Raw genomic sequence first — 18365 nt, 5'->3', positions numbered from 1 at the left:
CTCTCCCTTTGGCCGGTTTTCACGTGACCATTGAGGCTCACCCCTCGGCTGACCCGCGCCCAGTATCACTGCTTGGTAGCCAGGATGGGACAATCTGGGCCGCAGGGCTCCTTCTCCCAGACGAGGATGAGGCCACCGTCGTCGCAGCCTTTGCACCCCTCTCCGTCGCATTCCGGGCAGTCCAGCGCGTCGAAGTTGTGCTTCTCTTGCAGGTGTTCCATGCCCACGAGCGCCCCTGGCTTCGCCGGGTCTGCTTTATCAAGAGAGAATATCGCGGTGACATGTTCCTGCTCGTCCTTCACGTCGCTGTCGTCCCCCTGGGCGCGTGACGAGAGGAACTTGTGGAGGCCTATCCTGAGGCCGTCAAGGACGAACAGCACCCCAAATAGAACGAGTAGGAGAATCCCCCGGTTCTGCATCAGGAAATCCAGGTCGATTCCGAGGAACGTGTTTGTCCATGCGGTTTGCACGACGAGTATGGCGAGAAACGCCACGATCATAGGGCCCCGTACCGAGAGAGCACTGGTTGCCCACCGGGAGATTCTTTCCGAAGTCATTTTCATGTCGCGTTGTCCTAGAGCGTGACTTTTTCGTCGCCGAAAACCTGCGCAGGCGCGCCAGGCGCTTAGCACACGGCCCATATCGACACCACTCTGGATGCCGTCTCCGCCAGCCCTGGGGGACATACCCCTAGCTTGACGCTGGATCCGCCACAAGACACACACGACTTCCGTCCCTGTCGTGAGACATTCCGGCTCTCGCCGGCGTGAATGGCTCCAGGATGAGGGCCTTCTTGAGAGGGCCGGTGAGAGCAGACTTGGAGTGCAGTCTGTTGCCCGCCCAGCGCGCAGGCCTGCTGTATGCCGGTGCGAGCAGGAGGCTAATGACTGCTCACCCGCGTTGACGCACCGTCTGCCGCAGCTTTGACGCGTCCAGGGCGCAGCGATCGAACTTCGGGTTAGGGACACCATCGAAGGCGTCACCCAGCGCGATGCAGAGAATCGGTTCATTCATTGCGGCGACTCTGTTCCGTGCGGATGTTCGCCGCCCAAACACACTGAAGTTCCGCCTGCTGCCCAACGCAGGCGGGCCGGCCGCGCTCCAGCTTCAGAGAGCAGGCGTGAACCCTTGCGATTTCACGCAATCAATCCAGACACCGAAATCCACCCACCAGACGTCGAAGATGACTTGCCTCATTCGCACACCAGAGCGCGTATGTTTTTCGCGACGGGCGCCACAGCCTCGCGAGAATGCGAGAGGCAAACGCCATGAAGACGCTCCGGTTTGGGATTGAGATTGAGACGGTTGGGCACAAGCAGGAGCGCCTCCTGGAGACAGCACTCGGGGTAAGCGCGGCGCGGCTGGTCCGGAACTGCCGCCCCATCGACGCGGCCATCCTCCAGCGGCTGGAGGCCCGGCGCCCGCGCAACCTACAGGAGGTGAATGAGGCTTGGTACGGGCGCCGCAACAGCATACTCAACCGCTACGACTCCAGCCGCTACCACGGCCTCAACCTCAATAGCCTCTTCTTCAGAGGCACGATTGAATTCAGGTACGTCAACGGCACGATGCACGCGAACGAGTGATCTGCCCACGGGGCCCTATGACCCGGACCTCCGAGACGAGGGCCGGTATCCGTTCTCGATCGTCCTCCCGGCTCAGCCCTGAGCCATCCCCTCATATGAAGCCGAGAGTTTCCTGGAAGACGGGGTGGCGGTGAAGGAGTTCGGCGAAGCGCTCGACGAGCGGAAGCAGTCGCTCCTCCCTCATCATGGGGATGGCCTGGTAATACATGCAGCCCTGACGGAAGAGTGAGTAGGTGCGCGTCTTGGCCGTGTTGGCCTTCAATCCCTTCTCCATGCCAAGGCTCTCTCCGGCGGCGCCCAGCAGTGTCAGCAGGACCTGAGCCAGTGCGCTCACCAGCAGCAGCCTGTCGCGCCGCTCGGGACTCTTCACGCGCACCGCGGACAGCCCCATGCCGAATCTCAAATCCTTGACGTCCCGGAACGTCTCCTCACACGAGAAGCGTCGGGAGTAGAGGTCCACCACCTGGCGCGCGCTGGCACTGCCCAGGCTGGTGGCCAGACACCACGGCTCCTTCATGCCCTTCTGGTGCACCAGCACCACCGCCGGCACCGGCATTCGGTCCGCCGTGACGTGCACATTCGTCAGCTTCTTCGCGTGCCCGCTGGTGGGCATCCACTCGACCGCCGGACACCGCGAGCCGCCGGCTACCTCCACCTGCACGTTCTTGCGAAAACGCACCACGTACTCGAAGCCCGCTTGCGCCAAGAAGGCGTACAGCCGCTGGTCCGCGAAGCCCCGGTCCGCCAGCACCGTCACCTTCACCCCGTCGGGCACGCACTCCTTGAGCCGCAGCAGCAACTCATCCTCCGCCTGGGCCCGGTTGCCCGCCAGGGCGCTCTTCTGAAGCGTCAGCCACAACAAGGGCGTGGCGCGCCCATGCGAGGTGACGAGGCTGGCCACCAGGCTGGTGTGGTCATCGGCGTCGAAGTCCGTCCAGTCCAGCGCCACCAGCGCCTCGTCGCGCTCGGCCAGCACGTACGGCACCCATGCGGCCGCCAACTTCCACACGTCCACGGCTTCGTTGGACAGCAGCCGGTCCACCTGCTTGATGCCGTGCTTCTGCACGCCGCCCCGTGCCCATGCCAGCGCTTGGCCAATGGCGTGCACCGACAAGGAGGCCGCGTGCACCACGCCCAACGTCGCGTGCGACAGCGACAACACCCGCTTGGCGTGCAGGTCCTCCTCGAACAAGTTCGACAGGAACGTCCGCACCTGCTCTTCGTTGATGGCCACCTTGCGTACCAGCATGGCCTCTCCTTCTGCCTCCCACCACCCCCACCTCGCACGGAGCCGGCTGGCAGGCGGCTGGTGAGCAGCTCGCTGAAATGAGGGGATCGCTCAGGGCTCAGCCCTAATACCTGACCTACCCAAAATCCGGTCGCTGCGTCATGCGCGCGCCAAGGCTGCGTTCAGCAGTGCGTCAAGGCGAGTGAGAGAGGCGCGCGCAGAGGGCATCAACAGCTCGGCGAGTCCGCCCAGGCGACATCTTCCCTGATACAGGGAGGGGCACAAGCCCGATGGCTACCTTCTCGGCTCATACCGCAGCGCCACCGCCCCCGAGTCGAACTCCAGCCGGCTCACGAGCTTCAAGTCGACATGCTTCGATAGCCCCGCGAACAAGGTCGGCCCATGACCCACGAGCCTGGGATGCCCCACGAACTCGTACTCATCGATCAATCCCAGCTCCGCCAACGCAAGAGGGAGCTTCACGCCTCCCACGAACAATCCCTTACCCGGCTCCCGCTTGAGCTGCTGAACGACCTTCTCCAGATCCCCGCGCACGAGCTCCGCGTTCCAATCGACCCGCTCCAGGGTGCTCGACACGACGTACTTCTTTGCCGCGTCAATCGTCCGAGCGAAGGGTTCCATCCAGTCAGGCATCGCCCCCGTTCGCGTTGGCGGTCGAAATGCTGCCTCCATCATTTCGTAGGTCACCCGCCCAAAGAGGAGCGCATCCGCCTGGTCGAGATTCTCGCGCGCGTGACGATGCAGGTCATTGTCCGCGAGTATCTCACGATGATCGCAGCACCCGTCCAATGTGACGTTGATGGAGTACCGAAGGGGTCGCATTACGCATGAATACCGTCGATGGGGTTGTATCTACCCAAAATCCGGTCGCTGCGTCATGCGTACGTCAAAGGCGAGTGAGCGCGGCGCGTACGGGGCCACCGAGTTCCTGTAGCGGCGAAGAAGGAAGGTGGAGCAATGGGGAGGCGGTCTCGGGACATACCAAGCTGCCGCGACACGCGGCCGGCTCGATCGCTTTCCACCCACATCGATGACTGTGGGTGGAAAGCGAGGGGGCCCCCGGGGTGCGGGTGATTCTGGAGCACCTGGGCTTGCCCGCGGCATGTGCGAGGTTGGCCCCGGCACGAGGGCCACGCGGGAGCCACCTGGGTGGATGAGCCGGTGGTCGTGGATGGCCCGCCCGTCACCAGGAGTCAGCGTCGGCCTGAGTCGCTCGTGCTCACGGCAGGTGGCTGAGGTGCCGGGCCCACGCGGTCAGCGCGCAGACGGCGAAGACGACGGTTGCTGATCATCAGCCCGTCGACTCCACCAGAAGCCGCCCGCGTGAAGGACACCGCGCCCAGCGAGCCGAGGAAACGGGCCCCTCCCACGGCGTCCAGCATGACCTCGTCCCGGCGGGACCATTGGATGGCCAGCCTGCCGTCCGCGATGCGCACGGTGTAGATCGTGTCGAGCTCGTCGCTACGATACTGGCCGACGAAGGCAGCGAGTTCGGCGTTCGTGGGCAGGGGCTCGGACACACGGATGAAGTCACGCGTCGTCGGCCACGCGTCCCGGATGCTCAATTCACGCGGGCCACCGGCCTTGGCCGGCGCGGAGAAACGCCACACATGCGTGGACTCGCCCGGGCGGAAGAGGCCCTGGCCGATGTGCACGAACGGCTTGGGCACGCCGACCTGGCACAGCGCCCCGTCCTTGACCTCCAACCTCACCACTTCATCCGTCTGGGGACTCCAGTAGGCGCCGGCCAGCGCGGGCAGCTCCGTCTCTGGCAGAGCCACGGCGGGCGGCATCGTGTCCTTCATGACGTTCCCCAGGTACACCTCGGCCACCTTCCACGCGACGTCCGTGGCCTCAAGCGTCGAGCCGTTGCACAACGTGACGACAGCCAGCCGCTGGTCCGGAAAGAGCGTGGCCTCCGTGCGGTAGCCGGCATCCATGCCGTCATGGCTCACCGTACGCAGGCCGCGATACTCCGACAGCCGCAGACCACTGCCATAGCCGGTGACGGTGCCGTCGTTCAGCTTTCCGGAGGTCTGCATCAAGGCGACCAGCGCCGGACCGCCCACGCGTCCGTCGAGCAGGTTCTGCTCCCACTTCAGGAGGTCGACGACCGTGGAGTAGAGGTTGCCTGCGCCGTAGTGGTCGCTGTTGGACATCTTGAGTCGCCAGCCTCCGCCCTCACGGGCGGCGTAGGCCGAAGCACGCCGGGGCACGACCTCGCTCCGGTCATCCTGAAAATGGGTGTCGGTCATCCCGAGCGGCTTGAAGATGCGCTCGTCGGCGAACACCCGCAGCGACTTGCCGGACGCGCGCCGCACGATGATCGCCAGCAGCGTGTACGCGGCATTGCCGTACAGAACCTCCGCACCCGGCTCGAAGTTCACCCCGCGCTGCCGGGTCAACGCCCAGAGGATGTCCACCTCGGTGTACACGTCGTCGTTGCGCCAGCCGGCCATGTTCAGCAACTGGCCCTGCTCGCGCAAGCCATTGGTGTGGTGGAGCAGATGCGCGACCGTGATGGGCTTCTCGCGGACCGGCATCTCCGGCAGGTACTTGCGGATGTCGTCGTCCAGCGAGAGCTTGCCCTCCTGCTCCAGGAGGCGGATGGAGAACGCGGTGAACTGCTTGGAGATGGAGGCGATGCCGAAGATGGACCGCGGCGTGAGGGGAATGCCGTACTCCAGGTTCGCCATCCCATGGCCGCGCGCGTAGTCCACCACGCCATCGCGCGAGACGCCCACCGCGCAACCGGGTGTGCTCTTGCCGCTCCAGGGCGCGAACACCGCGTCGACGCGTGAATGACGCGGGGCCCGCGAGCCGCGAGTCGCCTGGGCATGAGCGCTGGGGCCTGACAGCCCCCACGCGACAGCGAAAGCCACAAGCAGGAGAAAGGGACGGGGAAGTCGCATGCGAAGAAGGCTCCTTGCACGGGTCGCGGCGGAAGGCCGCCGTGCAAGTCAGAGGATTCCTCACCCGGTTCCCCCCAGCCGGTCCTCTCTGCGAAGTGCCTCCTGACACCGGTGAGTCGCGCGCATCCGGCGGTGAGCGGCAGAAAGCGTCCCACCGGGCCGGTTGGATTGGCGCCCAGATTCACGCTGACGAAGGGCTTGTCCCTGCGCGTGCCGTGCAGATGGATGAGTAGGCGCGCCGGGCGAGCACGTAGCGCACCTGCACCAGCTCCTCCCAGCTCGACTCCGGATTCTCCAGCACGTCCAACAGCACCGGGGCCAATGTCGGACCGAGGTGCTCCAGCGTCGACGTGGGCGACTCCATGAGGTGGCGCACAATGGCTGGAGTTGCTCGCTCGTCATCGAGCACGGGCTACACGTCGAGCGAGCTCTCGCCACAGTCAAGGGCTCTTCCAGGTAGAATTGTATGCATGACCATACTCGACCGTAGCTCCCAGCCCTGGCTTCGTGAGCTGCATTTGCCCATCGCCGACACGAGGAGCCGGCCCCATGCCTGACACCGCAACGCTGATAGATTCGCTCGACCTCCGGGACGAAGAGGGCATCCGGCAGGCCTCGTTCACCTTCTCCATCAACCTCTTCACCGCAGCGACGTTCGCCGAGTTCCCTCATGCGGCGCTGCGCTGCCAGGAGCTCTTCCTGTCCGTCTGTCCGCCGGAGCGACTCCACTTCTATGCCACCGAGACGATGCGCAAGCACCGAGCGGTGACCAAGAAGACACTGGGCACGCTGGCGCGATGGGCCACCGAGCCGCTGGACAAGAAGGACTACGTGTCGCTGGAACTGAAGGACGGCGACAGCGAGATGGATGCACCGAAGGCTTTGTTCAAGTTCACCAGCGCTGAAGAGGGGTCACCGTCCTTCAAGTCCAAAAACGCCAACTCGGTCACCCTGGCGTTTTCGCCGGAACTCGGCCTTCAGCGAGCGGGCGAGCTGCAGTCCCTGTTGATGCGCCTGCTCGAGATTGTGCCGTGTGTCTGCGCGACCGCCGGGTTCGCCTTCCATGTCACGCGCTACTCGTCCGCAGCGGCGGAGGCGTACGCCGTGAGGACCTCGATGCGTTATCCCGAGACCGATATCATACGCATCCCGCAAGATCATCGGGCGGTGCAGCAGAACGCGCTCAAGACGGTCGCGTGGCTGACGATGGTGAGCGAGCCTCTGCTCTCCGAGTTCGGAGGTGTGGACGCAGTGGTCAAGGGCCTGGGGCCGGCAATCACCTACGGGCCTGCACCGGGTGGGACGCTGTTTCGGATTGGCGAACGACCCACACTGCATGATCGCGAGCGCGGAGAGCAGGCGACGGACGCCAGGGCGCTACATCTGGCGCTGCGTCCGCTGATCGAGCGCGCACACGATCAGGGGATGTGGTTCTCCACGGGGAGTAGGAATCAGGCCGAGGAGACCGCGTCCTGGTTTCGCCGCCTCGAGGCATGAGCGCAGGCCTTCCTGTAACCAATTCCGCGACCGTCAGGAGCACTGTTCCAGGGGAAGACAGTGACGCTCGGAAGGGAGTTCGAGTTCCGCACTATCCAACTGGTGATCGCGAAGGATGTCTGCCAAATGGCTTGCGAGAAGTGATCTCTACGGCGAGTCTTAACACATCACGAGTGTTCGCGTTGGCGTGGGACAAGGCGGAACTCTCCTGTACAGCGAACTGAAGCTGACTGACGAACGGAGCGTGCTCATGAATTTCACTGTCGACACCTGCAACACCTACCAACTCTTCTTGAAGGCCGGGCGGCGCCGGCCCGACGGAAGGAAACCCAGGCTGTAGCGTTGCGCGCCGACGGTGGTCCATGAACTGACGCACAAGCTCCAGGCCACGGAAGACCTCCGCTACGACTACCAGGAACTGGCGCCCAGTGCCGCGTTCCCTGTCCTAAGCGCGATCAGTAGCGCGGACAGTTGGGCCTACTTCTGCGGCGACGTGCTGGAGGCCGTGTCGAAGAGCACCGTCAAGGAAGCCCCCCAGTGTCAGCTCGGTATTGCAGTGCAAAGAGCACGCGAAGGCCGCCTGAAAACTGAGCAAGACCGCAACAGGCCCAGGCTCCTGCCACGCACCTGATGGGCGCGCGGCCTGGGCAGGCGTGCACCCCAAGGGGGCTCAAGCGCCCTTGTCCATCGCCCGGGAGCATCGCTCGGGCGGCCCCGTCAGCGGCCCTCCTCGGCCCCTCTGCACCCTCCCTCCCCTCAACAGGGCCCCCATCCCCCTTATGCGTTGGTGCACGCCATCAACGATAGGGCGCGAGTGCTCGTAGGGGGCTGCTGGCCGATGCGTGGGGCGGCGTTGAGGGTTTGACTGAGTGGAGCTTGTCAATGGGAAATGACGGCGTGTGGATGTGCCATTTAATTGAGAAGGAACGTGCGAGCGGGCAGCAACTGATGGACTGTCATCGATTGGGCGGGTAGCGTTGAGATGCCTGTGATTGAGCAGGCCTTGGTGCTGGAAATTCCGCCGGCAAGAGGGTGTTTGATATGAGGCGTTCTGCGAGTCTTTTCGTGGCGGCCGGACTGATTGCTTGTGGCCCCACTGGCGATCAGGAGGCACCCGTCGTGGCAGGCGAAGCCATTGAGCAGCAGCTCTGCGAAAGTGGTTATTGGGTGTGCCCGACGGATCCCACTGGGCTGTTCTTTCATTACTGCCCTGGACCGTCCAAGATTGTGGCCAAGACAGAGTGTGAAGCTGAGTGCCTGGATGCCGATTGTGTGGCTTTTGATTACTGAAGGATTGCTGTGGGATCTTTTGGTGGTGCTTCAGTGGAACGTGTCGGTTTTGTGATGTAAATGCGTCGTAGCAGCTCAGCTCTTGGGCGTGGCGAATGGATTTCGCCACGCTCTCTTGAGAAAAGTCGTAGCACGTGGCTCAGTCCTTCTAGAGCACCTTCCATGGGTGTTTGCGGAGGTCCGTCACCAGCGAGCGCAGCTCGTCATAGAGGCCGCGGATGGCCTCCGGGTCCTCCTCGATCATCTGCGATAGCAAGTCCACGAAGCGGGCACGGCGAGCTGCTGGAGGACCTCGGGCACCGCGGCAGGGCTCTCGAAGGCCACCAGCGCCTGCAGGACATGCGCACCGGGCGGCCCGCCAGCAGCCCCTCTAGGAGCAGCCGCTCACCGACGCGGCGCATCTGCGGGTGCGAGACGATGGTCAGCGCGGGGACGAGCCGGGCGCCCTCCGCGGAGAGCGGGCGTCGGGAGGCATCGGCCGTGGCGTGGTCCCACGCCGGGGACGGGGATGGCTGGGCACGTCCCGGAGCAATGCAGACTTCCGGCGACGCTTCCACGCGTCGGCCGCCGGGTTCCACGCGTGGAAACGGCCGGCGCCACGCGGGGAAGGGCCGCTCCCCCTCGGAAGCCTGGGCGGCGGCCCCGTGGCACGTCGGCTGCTCTGGGGCAGCGGCGCGCGGTCGCGGCGGGTCGGTATGTCGCCGGCCCCTCCGGCCGCGTGAACCCCATCCAGAGACCGATACATGTCCCCAACCCGAATGTTCCGCCTCCCCTGGCTCGTCAGCATCGCGGGCGCCGCGCTCCTCGGCGCGTGCTCCCCCGACGCCTCCGCCGAGCAACTCCCTCCAGATGACCTCACCGGCACCACCGCGCGGCAGGCGTTGCTCTCGCCTCCCAACCTCGCGCTCGGCAAGCCGGCGCTGCAGTCGAGCGCCTACCTCGGCGGCGGCGGCGAGCCGTCGCTCGCGGTGGACGGAAATACCGACGGCGACTTTTGGGCCGGCTCCGTCACCCACACCGCCCTGCAAAGCCAACAAACCCAGCCGTGGTGGCAGGTCGACCTCCAGGCTTCACACCTCATCTCCAACGTGGTCCTCTACAACCGCACCGACTGTTGCTCGGACCGGCTCCAGAACTTCCGGGTGCGCATCTCGGAGGACGGCACGACCTGGCAGGACCACCCCTTCGCGGGCGTGGCGCCGCGGCGGACCTCCCTCAGCATCAACAGCAAGGCCCGCTATGTCCGCGTCCAGCTCGGTAACACCAACAACCCCCTGAGCCTCGCCGAGGTCCAGGTCTTCGGGGCGGACGCCCACATGCACTTCGGAGGCATGTATGGGTTCTTCAATGGGGGCACCTACGTCAATCCCTATACCGGGGGCCCCTCCTGCCCTCCGGAGTACACGGCGTACCAGACGCTGGGGACGACCAACGTCGACTACAACATGTACTTCTGTGGCCGCCACGCGGTGGACGGGAGCGTGCCCCTGGCGGAGTTCGGCGGGGCGTATGGCTTCGGGAGTATCGGCGACTACAAGAATGACATCACGCAGGCCGCCTCATGCCCCGATGGCTACCTGACCGACGCGGCGCTGGGGTCCTCGGGCATCGACTACGACCTCCGATACTGCCACCGTCCCTACGAGCCACATCTGCCGTCGCCCTACCGTTTTGGCGGAATGTACGGTGAAGGCAGCGGCGGCCCGTATGTGAATCCCCTCACCGGCCAGGCGTCTTGCCCGGATGGCTTCAAGGCGGTCCAGATTCTGGGTACCTCCGGCGTCGATTACCCAGTGTTCTTCTGCTATCGCAAGCAGTAGCCCTGCGGCTTCGCGATGCTCGTGCATCGCGAAGCCGCTCATCCACCCAGGGCTTCCTCAGCCACCGCGCAGGGGGCGACACCGTCCCCCTGCGCCGGAGCTGGCACGATGCGGCGCTCGCGCTGCGCTTGCCTGAAAGAGCTGCTGTTCTCCTTCATGGCGCGCGTGTTGTCGCCCCCCGCGACGGAGAGGCCGGACTTTGGCCACGAACAGCTCGCCGACAACGAGCTGCGGAGCTTCGGCACGGCTTACCGGGGCTTGAGTCGGGTCTCGGCATCGACGCGCCTCGCGCTGAGCGTCGCCAGTGCTCCGGGCTGAAACGGGTCCTTCCCGCTCGTCATCAACTCCCACACCGCACGCTCGTCAATTCCGCCGTCCTCATCCAGCGCCTCGGCGACGAAGAAATCTGCGGCCACGTCATCGTCGGTGAAGTGCCGAGGCAGGCCCCAGCCCTTGCTCGCGAACACCACCGCATCGAGTTGCTGAGCGTTCACTCCGGTGTTGCCGTCGAGCATCAACATGCGGGCCTTCAGACGGGTGGTGTGGAGTTCGGCCGCCTCGTCGCCGTGATCTCCGAAGCATCCGCCCGCGAGCTCGACCGACTTCGTCGCGTAGCAGCACGCGCTTCCGCTGAAGCGCAGATTCTTCGCATGCACGCTGCCGAACACTACGAACAGACTGATTTCGTAAGGCTGGGTCGACAGGTCGATGTCACCCGCTACCTCGAGATCTCCATCGACAACGAGAATCCACGGAGACGCAGGGACGAGCTTGTCGGCACGCACGAGCCCGGTCGCCAGATGGATCTCGACAGCGGGCTTGTTCTGTTGCTGGGCGCGATCCTGAATCCGCTCGAAGTGCTCGACGAACCAGCCGAAGGTCTCCGCTTCGTTCGCGGCCTCGAAGCGGACCTTGATTTCGTCGAGCTGGACAACCCTCGTTGCAAAAGAATGGAACATCCCCCCTTCATACCAGCCGCAGCGCATCTGCGCTTCCCCTTGGACATCGGCGGGAAGCTCCGAGTGCCCGCGTGAGAGGGACTCGCGCAAAGGCCAGCTCAAGGTACTGCCAGCCCATTCCGAGGTGAACGACGTGTCAGGTCTAAACGCTGGATTTCCTATTCACTAGCCCCCGGCATGGAGTCGGGCCCTTTTTCAAGGTCCCCATCACGGCTGAAGACAACCGACACCGAAAAAGTCCGACCGCCTGGAAGCCAAAAATCGCGTCATGCGGCAATGACTCGCGGACCTACGTCTCGCGCCATTGTCCACGTCAGGGGCAGACAGCAAGATGCCGCCGCTGCTCTGTCTCGTCGTGCCATCCCCCAAGGAAAAGTCCGAATGACACCCTCGAAGCCACGGCCCAACTGGGTCGCGAGACAGCCACGCGCCCACGCGCTGGCGCTGCTCGCGGCCGTCCTGCTCGCGCTACCCACCACCGCGCGCACCCAGCCGACGTACACGCTATTCGCCCCCACCTCCACCCCGGCCGTCCCCTCCGTCACCAATGACTTTGCCCCGGTGGAGCTGGGCGTGAAGTTCCAGTCAGACATCGAGGGAGACATCCTCGGCATCCGCTTCTACAAGGGCCCCGCCAACACCGGCACCCACGTGGGAAGTCTCTGGAGCGCCGCTGGCGCGCGCCTCGCCTTCGCCACCTTCACCGGAGAAACGGCCTCCGGTTGGCAGGAGGTGACGTTCTCCACGCCCGTGCGCATCAGCGCCAACACCCAGTACGTCGCCTCGTACCACGCGCCCGGCGGCGCCTACGGCTTCACCAGCGCGGGACTGGCCTCGGCCGTGGACTCCCCTCCCCTCCACGCGCTCGCGGGCGCCACCAGCGGCGGCAACGGCGTCTTCACCTACGGCGCCGCGGGCTCCTTCCCCAGCACCAGCTTCGGCGACTCCAACTACTGGGTGGACGTCGTCTTTCGCCCGGCTGAGCCCGTCACCCTGTGGCCCGCCACCGCCACGCCCGCCGTCGCCTCCGTCACCAATGACTCCGACCCCGTGGAGCTGGGCGTGAAGTTCAAGACGAACGTGAGCGGCAACGTGCTGGGCGTGCGCTTCTACAAGGGCGCAGCCAACACCGGCACCCACGTGGGAAGCCTCTGGAGCGCCAACGGGCAGCGCCTGGCCTTCGCCACCTTCACCTCCGAGACGGCCACCGGCTGGCAGGAGGTGACGTTCTCCTCCCCTGTCGCCGTCGCCGCCAACACCACCTACGTCGCCTCGTACCACGCCCCTGTCGGCGCATACGCCTTCGACAACGGTGGCCTCGCCAGCGGCCAGGACACCCCGCCCCTCTTCGCGCTGCCCGGCAGCACCAGCGGCGGCAACGGCGTCTTCACCTACGGCGCCGCGGGCTCCTTCCCCAGCAACAGCTTCGGCAACTCCAACTACTGGGTGGACGTCGTCTTCCAGGCCACCGGCGCATTGCCCCCGACGCAGCCCCCGGACAACACCTTCCGTATCTTCGCCCCCACCGCCACGCCCGGCACCGCCACCACCCCTGACACCGCCGCCATCGAAGTGGGCGTGAAGTTCCGCGCGGACGTGGACGGACAGGTGACGGGCGTGCGCTTCTACAAGGGCAGCGGCAACAACGGCACCCACGTGGGCAATTTGTGGAGCGCCACGGGCCAGCCGCTCGCCACCGCCACCTTCACCAACGAGACGGCCGTCGGCTGGCAGGAGGTGACGTTCTCCTCCCCTGTCGCCATCACCGCCGGCACCACCTACGTGGCGTCGTACTTCGCGCCGCTCGGCGGCTACTCGTTCGACAGCAACGGCCTGGCCACCGGAGTGGACGCCCCTCCGCTGCACGCCCTGCCCGGCGCCACCACCTCGGGCGGCAACGGCGTCTTCGCCTACGCCTCCTCGTCCACGTTCCCCAACGGCAGCCACCAGAACTCCAATTACTGGGTGGACGTCGTCTTCGAGACCTACGGACCTCCGCCCCGCCCGGGCATCCACGGCGCGGGCCCCGTGCTGGTGGCCACCGCTCCCGGCAACCCCTTCACCGACTACCTGCGCGAAATCCTGGAGGCCGAGGGCATCGCCGCCTTTGCAACAACCGATGCCGGTAACCTGGGTGTCTCCGTTTCCCTCAATGACTACAAGGTGCTGGTGCTCGGCGAGCAGACGCTGAGCGCGGCCCAGGTGACGCTCATCACCCACTGGGTCACCGCCGGCGGCAGCCTCATCGCCCTGCGGCCCGCGGCGAACCTCCAGTCGCTGCTCGGACTCAATGCCTCTCAGGGCACGCAGGCCAATGGCTACATCCTGGTCAACGACACCCAGGCCCCGGGCACGGGCATCACCGCGGAGACGATGCAGTACCACGGCCTCGCGGACAAGCGCACCATCGTCACCGGCACGCGCACCGTCGCCACGCTCTACTCGGACGCCACCACCGCGACGACGTTCACCGCCGTCAGCCAGCGCACCGTGGGCAGCGGCACCGCCACCGCCTTCATGTATGACCTGGCGAAATCCGTCATCTACACGCGGCAAGGCAACCCGGCGTGGCAGGGACAGAACCGGGACGGCTCCTCCATCGGCCCGGGCGCGCGCGCCAGCGACATGTTCTACGGCAACGCGTCCTTCGACCCGCAGCCGGACTGGGTGAACCTGGCCAAGGTCCAGATTCCCCAGGCGGACGAGCAGCAGCGACTGCTCGCCAACGTGCTGCACCAGACGAGCACCACGCCGCTGCCGCGCCTCTGGTACTTCCCCAACGCCAAGAAGGCCGTCGTGGTGATGACGGGCGACGGACACCCGGGTGGCGCCACCACCCAGCGCTGGAACCAGTACCTCGCGGACAGCCCCACCGGATGCAGCGTGGACGACTGGGAGTGCATCCGAGGCACCATCTACGACTACGTGGGCGGACTGAGCGCCACCCAGGCCAACAACTACGTGGCCCAGGGCTTCGAGTACGCCCTGCACATCAACACCGGCTGCGCGGACTACACGGCCAACACGCTGGACCCGAACTTCTTCACCCCGCAGCTCGCCAGCTTCGCGTCCGCCTTCCCCGCCGTCCCCGCGCCTGTCACCAACCGCACGCACTGCATCGCGTTCAGCGACTGGTCCACCCAGCCCAAGGTGTCGCGCCTGCACGGCATCCGCATGGACACCAACTACTACTACTGGCCCGACTACTGGGTGCAGGACCGCCCGGGCCTGTTCACCGGCTCCGGCCTGGCCATGCGCTTCGCGGACCTGGACGGAACTCCGCTGGACGTCTACCAGCTCGCCACGCAGATGACGGACGAGTCCGGCCAGTCCTACCCGCTGCACATCGACACGCTGCTGGGCAACGCGCTGGGCACCAAGGGCTACTACGGCGCCTTCAACGCCAACATGCACGTCGACTCGCAGCCGTCGGCCGGCTCCTCCGGCTCGGCCGCCATCATCGCGTCCGCCAAGCGTGACGGCGTGCCGGTCATCACCGCGAAGCAGCTGCTGGAGTGGCTCGATGCCCGCGAGGCCACCCAGGTGTCCACCGTGGCCTTCACCGGCACGGTGCTCACCTTCAACCTCACGAGCCCCGCGCGCAACCTGTCCCTCATGGTGCCCACCCGCACCACGACGGGCCGCACGCTGCTGTCCGTCACCCGCGCGGGCTCCGCCGTGACGACGGTGACGCGCACCATCAAGGGCGTGGACTTCGCCTTCATCGACGGCGCCCTGGCCGGCACCTACACCGCCACCTACAACTGAGTCACTCGCGCCCCCAAGGCGCGTCATCCGCCGGGGCCCGACGCGGTGCATTCGCGTCGGGGCCCGTTTCATTTCACCACGGATGAAGCCTGAGAGGTCCTGCCTGTGACGTGTTGCGACGGCCCTTCTGGTCGCTCCCCCTTGTGCGGGAGGAGCTTGTCCACCATGCCCTTGAGGGATTGCTTGATGACACCCGCCGTGTCCTCGTCCCCTTCCAGGAGCGCCGATGCGAAGTGCCAGGCCTGCTCGAAGGTGATGTGCGGCGGCAGCGGCGGTACGCCGGGGTCCGTGTAGGCCTCCAGCTCCGCGAGTTCAAGAGCATCTGGGATCCGCAGGGGAAGATGAACCCGGGCAAAGTGGTGGACCCGAACCCCATCGACCAGGAGTTGCGCCTGGGCCGGGACTTCCAGGCGCGCACCTGGAAGCCGCGGACGCACTTCAAGTACCCGGACGCAGAAGGTGCAATGGTCCTCATCGTGCGCCGTAGGGCGAACACACGCCCCCCGAGGTCCCCCGTGTCCCCCCTTATCGAGGATGTCCGCTTCTCGCTCCGGCTCTTGCTGAAGAGTCGTGCGTTCACGCTGGTCTGTCTCCTGACGCTGGCCCTGGCCATCGGGGCGAACACGGCCATCTTCAGCGTGGTGAACGGGGTGCTGCTGCGGCCGCTGCCGTACCCGGAGCCAGACCGGCTGATGCAGGTGGTGCGAGTCACCAAGGACCACGGGCGGTCGGCGTCGCAGTCCATCGCTGGATACGTGTGGATGTCCGCGGAGGGGTCACCCTTCTCGCGCGTCGCGGCCTACGAGGTGCTGCCTTCGGGCTTCAGCGCCGTGGGCGACGGCATGCCGGAGCGATTGCCGGGCATGCGCGTGACGGAGGGCTTCTTCGAGACCTTCGGCGTGAGGCCGAGGCTGGGACGCGGCTTCCTGCCGGAGGAGGACGTGGTGGGCGGGCCTCGCGTGGTCGTCCTCAGCGAGAGCCTGTGGCGGCGGCGCTTCGGCGGCGCGCCGGACGTGGTGGGCCGCTCCATCGTCCTCAACGACGAGTCCTATACGGTGGTGGGCGTGGCGCCCGCGTCGTTCGCGTACCCCACGGGCGTGCACCTGTGGACGCCGCTCCAGCTCGACCTCACGGACCGGACCAACTCCCACTACCTCTTCGTCACCGGCAGGCTGCGCCCGGGCGTCTCGACCGACGTCGCGGCGGCGGCGCTGGAGACATTGGGGGGCCGCGTGCGCGCGGAGAACCCGGGCCTGCTTGATGAGGGCCAGGAGTTCGCCCCGGTGGACCTGCGGGCATTCCTCGCGGGCGACACGCGATTGGCGCTCTGGGTGCTGATGGGCGCGGTGACCCTGGTGTTGCTCATCGCATGTGTCAACCTGGCAAACCTCCAGCTCGCAAGAGCGGCGGCGCGCAACCGAGAACTGGTGGTGCGCGCGGCGTTGGGCGCGGCGCCGGGGCGGCTCGCGCGGCAGATGCTCACGGAGAGCCTCTTGCTCTCCGTGGCCGGCGGAGGGCTCGGGGTGCTGTTGGCGGTGGCGGTGTTGCCAGGGTTGTTGTCGCTGGCGCCGGACACCTCGGTTCTGCTGCCCGGGGACGGAGGGCTCGCGGGCGCGCAGGTGGGCATCGATGGCACGGTGTTGGGCTTCACGCTGGCCGCGTCGCTCCTCACGGGCCTGTTGTTCGGGCTGTTGCCCGCGTGGCAAGCGTCGCGCACGGACCTCCAGATGGCGCTCCGCGAGGGCGGCCAGCGGGCGACCCTGGGCCCGGGGGGCGGGCGCACGCGCGCGTTCCTGGTGGTGGGTCAGGTGGCGTTGGCGGTGATGTTGCTGGTGGGCGCGGCGCTGCTCATCCGCGGGTTCTCCACGCTCCAGAGCGTGCAGCCGGGCTTCGACCCGCACGGCGTCCACGTGCTGCGGCTGTCGCTCCCGGAGGGACGCTACGGCACGTTGCAGGCACTGGAGCGCTTCGAGACGCAGGTGGAGGAGCGCGTGCGGGCGTTGCCTGGCGTGGAGGCGGTCGGGTTCGCCACGTCGCTGCCCATGGACAGGGGCCCCAGCATGTCGTTCTCCATCGAAGGCAAGTACACGGGGGATGACAACGGCCCCGGCGCGGGCTGGGGGCAGTACCGCCCGGTGACGCCGGACTACTTCGGTGCGATGCGCATCGGCCTCGTCCGCGGGCGGCTGCTGGCGGAGAACGACATAGCGGGCTCTGAGCCGGTGGTGGTCATCAACGAGACGGCGGCGCGCAGGTTCTGGCCGGGCGAGGACCCCCTCGGCCAGCGCATCCGGGTGGCGCATTCGGTGCCATCCCTCCGGGACGTGGTGCCCCGCGTCGTGGTGGGCGTGGTGCGGGACGTGCGCGAGGACGGCCTGAATGACGAGCCTCCCCCGGTGCTGTACCTGGCGCCGGGACAGATGTCGCAGGGCGTCGCGTCAATGGTCGTGAGGATGATTCCGCAGAACCTGCTGGTGCGCGCCAGGGGCGGCCACGCGGACGTCGTAACGGCCGTCCAGCGCGAGGTGTGGGCGGTGGACGCGCAGCAACCGGTGATGGAGACGCTGAAGCTGGAGGACCACGTCGCGCGCTCGCTCGGATCCGAGCGCTTCAACATGATGTTGCTGGGGATGATGGCGGCGCTGGCGCTCGCGCTGGCCGCAGTGGGCATCTACGGCGTGTTGTCCTATCTGGTGAGCCAGCGGACGCGGGAGATGGGCGTGCGACTGGCGCTCGGCGCTACGCGGGGCGATGTGGTGAGGCTGGTGCTCCGACAGGGCCTGGGCTCAGTGGCGGGCGGGGTGGTGCTGGGGTGCGCGGGTGCGCTGGCGCTGACGCGGGTGGTGTCCGGCTTCGTCCACGGCGTCAGCGCCCTGGACCCGCTGTCCTTCGTCGCCGCGCCGCTGGTGCTGCTGGGCGTGGGGCTGGTGGCCACCTGGATGCCCGCGCTGCGTGCCTCGCGCGTGGACCCCATCATCGCGCTCAGGCACGACTGAGGCAGGCGGGCCCGTGGGGTGGAGTCGGCCGCCCGGGCGCCCGCGGAGTCCGCCACGGCGGCCGAGATCCTTCAGGGAGGCCCGGCCGTCGTCATTTCGCATCACGGCGCTACTTGAACCAAGGATAGGTCCGGTTGGCGGGGAGCAGGAATCCCCAGCCCGCATCGATGACCACCGACCCTTCGCCAGGCCTTCCATAGACATCCACCGGCGCCTTGGAGACACCTTCGTCGTAGGGATACGCCAGGCAATGGTCCCCGTGCCTCGCGAGGCCATCACCTGAGCAAA

The 18365-nt window shown here is 66.5% G+C and carries 13 protein-coding genes; 6 read left to right on the top strand and 7 right to left on the bottom strand.

Features of this window, described 5'->3' with window-relative positions:
* Positions 1–65 precede the first annotated feature (65 nt).
* Together OZ403_RS18980 and OZ403_RS18975 are read right to left on the bottom strand one after the other, a co-directional pair.
* Positions 66–563 (bottom strand): hypothetical protein, encoded by a 498-nt coding sequence (locus tag OZ403_RS18980; protein ID WP_140791711.1) that lies wholly within the window; start codon positions 561–563, stop codon positions 66–68.
* A 328-nt stretch (positions 564–891) separates the two neighbouring features.
* Positions 892–1014: a hypothetical protein gene (locus tag OZ403_RS18975; RefSeq protein ID WP_257792147.1), complete on the bottom strand. Its 123-nt coding sequence runs from the start codon at positions 1012–1014 to the stop codon at positions 892–894.
* Between the two features lie 254 nt (positions 1015–1268).
* Between OZ403_RS18975 and OZ403_RS18970 the strand changes: the two genes are divergently transcribed.
* Positions 1269–1586, top strand: a complete 318-nt coding sequence (locus tag OZ403_RS18970) for an amidoligase family protein (protein WP_237080418.1) — start codon at positions 1269–1271, stop codon at positions 1584–1586.
* A gap of 91 nt (positions 1587–1677) precedes the next feature.
* Here the strand turns inward: OZ403_RS18970 and OZ403_RS18965 are convergent, their stop codons facing one another.
* The 4 genes from OZ403_RS18965 to OZ403_RS18950 form a co-directional block, all read right to left on the bottom strand.
* Positions 1678–2835 carry an IS4 family transposase gene (locus OZ403_RS18965; protein ID WP_268781588.1) on the bottom strand — a complete coding sequence of 386 codons (1158 nt, stop codon included), beginning with the start codon at positions 2833–2835 and terminating at the stop codon, positions 1678–1680.
* A 273-nt stretch (positions 2836–3108) separates the two neighbouring features.
* Positions 3109–3657: a dihydrofolate reductase family protein gene (locus OZ403_RS18960; RefSeq protein WP_268784780.1), complete on the bottom strand. Its 549-nt coding sequence runs from the start codon at positions 3655–3657 to the stop codon at positions 3109–3111.
* Between the two features lie 371 nt (positions 3658–4028).
* Entirely contained in the window at positions 4029–5747 is a 1719-nt protein-coding gene (locus OZ403_RS18955) for a serine hydrolase domain-containing protein (protein ID WP_268784779.1), read from the bottom strand.
* A 181-nt stretch (positions 5748–5928) separates the two neighbouring features.
* Positions 5929–6111 (bottom strand): hypothetical protein, encoded by a 183-nt coding sequence (locus OZ403_RS18950; protein WP_268784778.1) that lies wholly within the window; start codon positions 6109–6111, stop codon positions 5929–5931.
* A gap of 185 nt (positions 6112–6296) precedes the next feature.
* Between OZ403_RS18950 and OZ403_RS18945 the strand changes: the two genes are divergently transcribed.
* From OZ403_RS18945 to OZ403_RS18940, 3 genes are all read left to right on the top strand, one after another.
* Positions 6297–7244: a type VI immunity family protein gene (locus OZ403_RS18945; protein WP_268784777.1), complete on the top strand. Its 948-nt coding sequence runs from the start codon at positions 6297–6299 to the stop codon at positions 7242–7244.
* A gap of 355 nt (positions 7245–7599) precedes the next feature.
* The gene (locus OZ403_RS39755; RefSeq protein WP_442929798.1) at positions 7600–7875 is read left to right on the top strand and encodes a M35 family metallo-endopeptidase; all 276 of its coding nucleotides are present in this window, start codon (positions 7600–7602) and stop codon (positions 7873–7875) included.
* 1402 nt (positions 7876–9277) lie between these two features.
* Positions 9278–10354 carry a galactose-binding domain-containing protein gene (locus OZ403_RS18940; protein WP_268784776.1) on the top strand — a complete coding sequence of 359 codons (1077 nt, stop codon included), beginning with the start codon at positions 9278–9280 and terminating at the stop codon, positions 10352–10354.
* A 248-nt stretch (positions 10355–10602) separates the two neighbouring features.
* Here OZ403_RS18940 and OZ403_RS18935 read toward each other — a convergent pair whose 3' ends face one another.
* On the bottom strand, positions 10603–11403 hold the full coding sequence (locus OZ403_RS18935) for a hypothetical protein (protein WP_268784775.1): 801 nt from the start codon (positions 11401–11403) through the stop codon (positions 10603–10605).
* A gap of 291 nt (positions 11404–11694) precedes the next feature.
* Here OZ403_RS18935 and OZ403_RS18930 point away from each other — a divergent pair, with 291 nt between their 5' ends.
* Complete coding sequence (locus OZ403_RS18930; RefSeq protein ID WP_268784774.1) at positions 11695–15081, top strand: DUF4082 domain-containing protein; 3387 nt, start codon at positions 11695–11697, stop codon at positions 15079–15081.
* A 233-nt stretch (positions 15082–15314) separates the two neighbouring features.
* The gene (locus tag OZ403_RS18925) at positions 15315–18077 is read left to right on the top strand and encodes an ABC transporter permease (protein ID WP_268784773.1); all 2763 of its coding nucleotides are present in this window, start codon (positions 15315–15317) and stop codon (positions 18075–18077) included.
* The last annotated feature ends 288 nt before the right edge of the window (positions 18078–18365 follow it).

The sequence above is a fragment of the Myxococcus sp. NMCA1 genome (assembly GCF_026810205.1).
In the GTDB taxonomy this organism is placed as follows: Bacteria; Myxococcota; Myxococcia; order Myxococcales; family Myxococcaceae; genus Myxococcus; species Myxococcus xanthus_A.
Note: the sequence above shows the minus strand (reverse complement) of the source record. Positions and strands in the feature narration are given on the sequence as shown.

Excerpts from the sequence above, each read along its gene's own strand:
- OZ403_RS18940 (WP_268784776.1), top strand. The coding sequence starts at position 9,278 with ATGTCCCCAACCCGAATGTTCCGCCTCCCCTGGCTCGTCAGCATCGCG.
- OZ403_RS18975 (WP_257792147.1), bottom strand. The coding sequence starts at position 1,014 with ATGAATGAACCGATTCTCTGCATCGCGCTGGGTGACGCCTTCGATGGT.
- OZ403_RS18980 (WP_140791711.1), bottom strand. The coding sequence starts at position 563 with ATGAAAATGACTTCGGAAAGAATCTCCCGGTGGGCAACCAGTGCTCTC.
- OZ403_RS18955 (WP_268784779.1), bottom strand. The coding sequence starts at position 5,747 with ATGCGACTTCCCCGTCCCTTTCTCCTGCTTGTGGCTTTCGCTGTCGCG.
- OZ403_RS18930 (WP_268784774.1), top strand. The coding sequence starts at position 11,695 with ATGACACCCTCGAAGCCACGGCCCAACTGGGTCGCGAGACAGCCACGC.
- OZ403_RS18970 (WP_237080418.1), top strand. The coding sequence starts at position 1,269 with ATGAAGACGCTCCGGTTTGGGATTGAGATTGAGACGGTTGGGCACAAG.
- OZ403_RS18950 (WP_268784778.1), bottom strand. The coding sequence starts at position 6,111 with ATGGAGTCGCCCACGTCGACGCTGGAGCACCTCGGTCCGACATTGGCC.
- OZ403_RS18960 (WP_268784780.1), bottom strand. The coding sequence starts at position 3,657 with ATGCGACCCCTTCGGTACTCCATCAACGTCACATTGGACGGGTGCTGC.
- OZ403_RS18945 (WP_268784777.1), top strand. The coding sequence starts at position 6,297 with ATGCCTGACACCGCAACGCTGATAGATTCGCTCGACCTCCGGGACGAA.
- OZ403_RS18965 (WP_268781588.1), bottom strand. The coding sequence starts at position 2,835 with ATGCTGGTACGCAAGGTGGCCATCAACGAAGAGCAGGTGCGGACGTTC.